This window comes from Streptomyces sp. NPDC096040 (assembly GCF_040303265.1).
Classification (GTDB): Bacteria; Actinomycetota; Actinomycetes; order Streptomycetales; family Streptomycetaceae; genus Streptomyces.
Map to the genome: position 1 here is coordinate 1 of NZ_JBEOTA010000078.1, position 5805 is coordinate 5805.

Consider the following 5805-nt stretch of genomic DNA (forward strand, 5'->3'; position numbering starts at 1 on the left):
AGCGGCCTGGATCAACCAGCCGGCACCAGACGGCCCGCTGATCCCAGCACAGCGTTAGAACGATCTACCTGCCTTGATCGCTTTGACAGGTTCCGAAGGACAGACCTGCTCGGCGGGGCAGACCGGCTTCGCGCCCCCGTCTCATCGCCGCCGCAGGGCACATCCTCACTTCACCATCACCGCACAGAGCCAGCCCGTGGGGTTTCTCGTCCTCCAGGAACAAGACCGGGCTGAGCACGTCGCCACCGAGAAGGAACTCGCCGAGGCCAAAAAGCACTCCTGGGTCAGGATCCCCCGCTTCGACTACACCTCATCCGAGCGCATCCGCTTTGTCCTCAGCGGCGGCCAGCCACACCGGGCGAGCGAATGGGCCGACGCTCCCGGCCACGCCCTCGAAGAGCGGCTCGCCGAGATCGCACAGGAGGTCACGCTTCGCGGCCAAGCCGCCGAACGCAGACGCCAGGACGAGGCCGAAGCGGCACGCCAGAAGCGCATCCGCTGGGAAGCCGCCATGGAACAAGCCCGCATCCGGTACGCGGAGGCGTACCGCGTCAGGCACCTAGAAGCTCAGGAAGCGGCATGGCGCCACGCCACCCGACTGACCCAATACGTGAGCACCGTACACACGCGAGTCGAGGCCATGCCTCCGGGCCAGGCCAGAACCGACGCCGAGGAATGGATCAGCTGGGCAGCGGCCACCGTTGAGCGCCTCGACCCATTGAACACACCGCCCCGGCTGCCCGACATTCCCAAGCCACAAGCCGACGACCTGAAACCCTTCCTCGGGCACTGGAGCCCTTACGGTCCCACCTACTGAACGCCCGCACCGCACATTGTGCGCCCACAACCGCAGTTCAGGAGCTCTTCGCGACCGGTTCAATCGCGGCACACCGACCTGGTGGGTCATCGGAAAGATGTCGACCTGAGCGATCTTCGGAAATCCCGAGGTCAGATCCCATTTCCTGGCCCATCGCCATGCATGTGGGTGCCCAGGGAGTCAAACGGGCGTCACGGCCGACAGTCCGCCCTTTCAACCCGGTCGCTCCAGCCTTCGCCAACACCCTGCTCGACGCGACCGGCGTCCTCCTCGGCCAACTCCCGCTCAGTCGCGAACGGGTGTGGCTGGTCGTGCGAAACGCGGGCCTGACGGATCGGCAGGTGGGCGACTCGTGGTGGAACGCTCCCTGTCAGCCGACCTGCTGCACCTTGATCGCGTCGCTCACCCGAACCGTCCCGGCTGCAAGGACGTCCAGGTAGACACCGAGCACGATGCCGGGGTCCGCCGGGAGTTCGTGGACGGTCGAAGGACGCGTCAACTGGCCCGAAGACCGACCGCCAGCGTCAGTTCAAGGACCCGGTATGGCGATGCGAGATCCGGAAACAGCTCCCGCAGCTGCGACATCCGGTACCGGACTGTCTGGGGATGGACGAACAACGCCGCCGCCACCTCGTCCCGCCTGCCCTGGTGCAGCAGCCACGCCCGCAACGTCTCCTCCAGCCGCCGTGCGGTCGCGACAGGCAAGGTCCGCAACGGTGCGAGGGCTCGGGCACGCAGGTCTGCGAACGCCTCCGCGTCGGCGCTCAGCACCAGCTCGGGCAGGTGGTCCTCGGTGTCGCGGATGTCGGAGGAGAGGGAGCGCGCGCGTATGGCTCGTGCGTACGAGGCGGACGCACGAGTCCATGGCCGGGCCGGGCCGACCACGGCGGTGCGGTCGGTCAGCTGCCGCAAGAGATGTGATCGGTCGGCATCGGGGACGAGCAGCGCACCGGTGGCGTCCGGCAGATCGTCGAGGACGAGGGTGCTCGGGTCGAGCGCGCGGTAGGCAGGCCGGGCCTGGGCGGCGGGCAGCAGGACCGCGGTCAGCGAAACCGGAGGCTGCCACCCGGCCCGTTGAACAGAGGCCAGCAGCACGTCCGGGCTCGCGCCGGCGAGGAGGTCGCGGGCCAGGTGTTCCAGATGGCGCTCGTGGGCCCTGCCCCGGGCGGCCAGTTCGTCGGCGTGGCCCGCGGCGCTCGCGGCGGAGAGCTCGTCGATGTAGGCGAAGGTCAGCTCGGCGAACTTGGCGACCTCGGCGGCGGGCAGACCTGCGGGTACGGCACCCGCTGCCAGGCATCGCCAGGCCACGCGGGCGCCGACGCGGTAGGCGCTGAGCAGGGCGTCCATCGAACGGCCGTCGCGCACCTCGCCGCGGCCCAGCTCGTAGGCTGCGTCACCGGCGTCGCCGCCCGTGGCGTTCCCGCTCGCGAGGTCCAGGTAGTGCCCCAGGGCGGTGCGGACGGCTCGGCGGATGGTGGCGCCCATGTGGCCCGACAGGGCGTTGGCGTAGGGAGGGACCTCGTCGATGATCGCCTGGACGACCTCGTCGGCGGTGGTCTTCAGCGCGGCCCTCAGTGCGGTGACCGTCGTCTCATCCAGGGTCAGTTCGCTGGCCCTCCGGATTGCATGGCTCACGTCTTTGTTCCCTGCGAACAATTCAGCCGACCAGATTTACGTCCTGCGGTCAGGACTTTACGCCTTGAGGCGCAGCAAGCTGGAGGCATGAGAAGTGCAGCCCTCCGCAGCAGGGCGTGGAAACTGCTGGAGATGGTCACGACGCCGCTGCTGCCGTCGGACTACCTCGACCTGGTCAGCCCACTGCGTGCGGGCGCTGACCTGCGTGGGCGCATCGAGGCCGTGCACCCCGAGACGGGTGCCGCCGCGACCATCGTGATCAGGCCGGGGCGGGGCTGGCGCGGCCACACAGCCGGTCAGTACGTGCGGATCGGGGTCGACGTCGACGGCGTGCGCCTGTGGCGTGCCTACTCCCTCACTTCGCCGACGAACCGCCAGGACGGCCGCGTCACGATCACCGTGAAGGCGATCCCGGACGGCAAGGTCAGCAACCACCTGGTCCGCAGGGCGAAACCGGGCACGCTGATCCAGCTCGACCAGGCGACCGGTGACTTCGTGCTGCCGCAGGCCAAGCCCGCCAAGGTGCTCTACCTGACGGCCGGAAGCGGCATCACGCCCGTGATGGCCATGCTGCGCGACACCGAGTTCGACGACGTCGCCATGGTCCACTGCGCGCCACAGCCGCAAGACGTGATCTTCCGCAACGAACTGCACGACCTGGTCGCGGCCAAGAAGCTTCGGCTCACCGAGGTGCACACCGCCACGGACGGCATGCTCGACATCGCCCGTCTCGACGAACTCGTGCCCGACTGGGCCGAGCGCGAGACCTGGGCTTGCGGACCCGCGGGCCTGCTCGACGCCGCCGAAGACCACTGGACCGAGCACGGCGTCCCAGAGCGCCTGCACACCGAACGCTTCCGCCCCGGCATCCTCGTCGCCGGCGACGGATGCGGCGGCGGCGAGGTCACGTTCCGCGCCACCGGCAAGACCGTCGACGCGGACGGCGCCACGCCGTTGCTGGACATCGGCGAAGAGGCCGGCGTGCTCATGCCCTCCGGGTGCCGCATGGGCATCTGCTTCGGCTGCGTCACGCCGCTCAAGGCGGGCGCCGTCCGCGACCTGCGCACCGGCGAGATCACCGAGGCCGAGCCGGGCGTCCTCATCCAGACCTGTGTGTCCGCCGCGGCGGGCCCTTGCGACATCGAACGGTAGGAGCACCTTGACCGCCATCGACCCCACCGCCCACCTGACGGCGGAGCAGATCGAGGAGCTCGGCCACGAGCTGGACGCGATCCGCGACGAAGTGATCGCAGGACGCGGCGAGAAAGACGCCGCCTACATCCGTAAGGTCATCTCGGCGCAGCGCAAGCTCGAGCTGGTCAGCAGGGGCGTGCTGCTGTTCTCGATCTTCCCGCCCGCGTGGCTGCTCGGCACCGCCGGTCTGTCCGTGGCGAAGATCATGGACAACATGGAGATCGGCCACAACGTCCTGCACGGCCAGTGGGACTGGATGCGGGACCCGAAGATCCACTCCACCACCTGGGAGTGGGATCACGTCTCGCCGTCCGAGCAGTGGAAGCACTCGCACAACGAGTTGCATCACACGTACACCAACGTGATCGGCAAGGACAACGACCTCGGCTACGGCATCATGCGCGTCGACGAGGACCAGAAGTGGCACCCGTTCCACCTCGGCCAGCCGCTGTGGAACTTCATCAACGCCTGCTTCTTCGAGTACGGCATCGCAGCTTACGACCTGGAGCTCGGCAAGAACCTGCACAAGCGGCGCCGCAAGAACCCGGAGTTCCGCGCGCGGGCCAAGGCCGTGGGCCGCAAGATCCGCAAGCAGGTGCTCAAGGACTACGTGCTCCACCCGATGCTGTCGGGCCCGTCGTTCCTCCCCACGCTCGCCGCCACGTTCACCGCGAACCTGGTCCGCAACATCTGGTCTCACTCGGTGATCATGTGCGGACACTTCCCCGAGGGCGTACAGGTCTTCGAGCGCCGGTCGATCAAGGACGAGACGCGCGGCCAGTGGTACCTGCGCCAGATGATGGGCTCGGCGAACATCAGCGGCAGCAGGGCCATGCACTTCATGACCGGCAACCTGTCGCACCAGATCGAGCACCACCTGTTCCCGGACCTGCCGAGCAACCGGTACGCCGAGGTCGCGGTGAAGGTGCGCGCGCTGTTCGAGAAATACGAGCTGGAGTACGTCACCGGACCGCTGCCCAAGCAGGTGTTCTCCGCGTGGCGCAAGGTCTTCCGGCTCTCGCTGCCGAACAAGAAGCCCGAGGTCAAGACGCCGGACCGGGAGCAGGAGCTCGTCGCCGCCTGATTGTTACAAGCGCCTGGCTCACGAACCCGAGGTCAGGCGCCCTTGTCCGCAGGCTCCAGAATCGCCACGCACTCCACGTGATGCGTCATCGGGAACATGTTCGGATGGCACTGATGAAGAAACGTGCAGTTCAGAGGCCCTTTCCCGGGTGTCGGGAGGGCTTGCCCAGCGCTGGAGCGTCAATTGAGCGTCACAACCTCACCCTCATCTACACGATCTTTCGACTGGGTTCCCGCCGACTCAGCCGTCGTCATGCTCTCGACGCCCTCCCGTGCCAGCCACAGAAGCGGGCGATCGACTTATAGCGGGACGGGGGCCCCTCCCCGAGAAGGCATTTGGACCCGCCGTGCGCAGGCCGATCGGTTGGCCTCAGCGGTCCACGCCGACGCGTGCGGCAAGGTAGGGGGTGCTCCGACCGTCGGCCTGGCGTCGGACGAGCGGTTCATGAATCGGCCCCGCGCCGTCGGACAGGGGCAGGCCGGTGGCGTGGTTGGCGTGGGAGATGATCTCCGCGGTGATGGAGACGGCTGTCTCCTCGGGTGTGCGGGCGCCGAGGTCGAGCCCGATCGGTGAGCGCAGCCGGGCCAGCCGGGCCTGGGGCACACCGGCTTCGCGCAGGCGTCGAAGGCGTTCGTCGTGGGTGCGCCGGGATCCCATCGCGCCGACGTAGCCGACGGGCAGGTCGAGGGCGAGGCGCACCAGGGGGATGTCGAACTTGGCGTCGTGCGTGAGGACGCAGATCGCGGTGCGGGCGTCGACCTGGGTGCGTTCCAGGTACCGGTGGGGCCAGTCGACCACGACGTCGTCCGCCTCGGGGAATCGGTCCGCCGTGGCGAAGACCGGGCGGGCGTCGCACACGGTGACCCGGTAGCCCAGGAGGTGTCCGATCCGGCTGAGGGCGGCGGCGAAGTCGACCGCGCCGAAGATCAGCATGCGCGGCCGGGACGCGTGGACATGGACGAGGACCGACAGCTTCTCAGCCTGGATCCACCGCGTGATACTCGGTTTTTGGGCGATGAAAAGAGAAGAGGTGCCTGCTGACCTGGGATGATGGGAGTTCCTACGCCCACACCAG

At 68.1% G+C, this 5805-nt stretch carries 6 protein-coding genes; 3 read left to right on the forward strand and 3 right to left on the reverse strand.

All coding sequences use genetic code 11. The features are described from left to right. The first annotated feature begins 196 nt into the window (after positions 1-196). The gene (locus ABTY98_RS41880) at positions 197-817 is read left to right on the forward strand and encodes a hypothetical protein (protein ID WP_352226423.1); all 621 of its coding nucleotides are present in this window, start codon (positions 197-199) and stop codon (positions 815-817) included. A gap of 370 nt (positions 818-1187) precedes the next feature. Here ABTY98_RS41880 and ABTY98_RS41885 read toward each other — a convergent pair whose 3' ends face one another. Beyond that, positions 1188-1316 carry a hypothetical protein gene (locus ABTY98_RS41885; RefSeq protein WP_352226428.1) on the reverse strand — a complete coding sequence of 43 codons (129 nt, stop codon included), beginning with the start codon at positions 1314-1316 and terminating at the stop codon, positions 1188-1190. Then, positions 1313-2452 carry a PucR family transcriptional regulator gene (locus ABTY98_RS41890; RefSeq protein WP_352226424.1) on the reverse strand — a complete coding sequence of 380 codons (1140 nt, stop codon included), beginning with the start codon at positions 2450-2452 and terminating at the stop codon, positions 1313-1315. The genes ABTY98_RS41885 and ABTY98_RS41890 overlap by 4 nt, the downstream gene beginning before the upstream one ends. An 87-nt stretch (positions 2453-2539) precedes the next feature. Here ABTY98_RS41890 and ABTY98_RS41895 point away from each other — a divergent pair, with 87 nt between their 5' ends. After that, positions 2540-3604: a ferredoxin reductase gene (locus ABTY98_RS41895; RefSeq protein ID WP_352226425.1), complete on the forward strand. Its 1065-nt coding sequence runs from the start codon at positions 2540-2542 to the stop codon at positions 3602-3604. A gap of 7 nt (positions 3605-3611) precedes the next feature. After that, a complete protein-coding gene (locus ABTY98_RS41900; protein ID WP_352226426.1) occupies positions 3612-4730 on the forward strand; it encodes a fatty acid desaturase family protein in 1119 nt (372 codons plus the stop codon). Positions 4731-5099: 369 nt separating this feature from the next. Here ABTY98_RS41900 and ABTY98_RS41905 read toward each other — a convergent pair. After that, positions 5100-5805 (reverse strand): XdhC family protein (locus tag ABTY98_RS41905; RefSeq protein WP_352226427.1); only part of this gene is annotated, 706 nt, incomplete at its 5' end.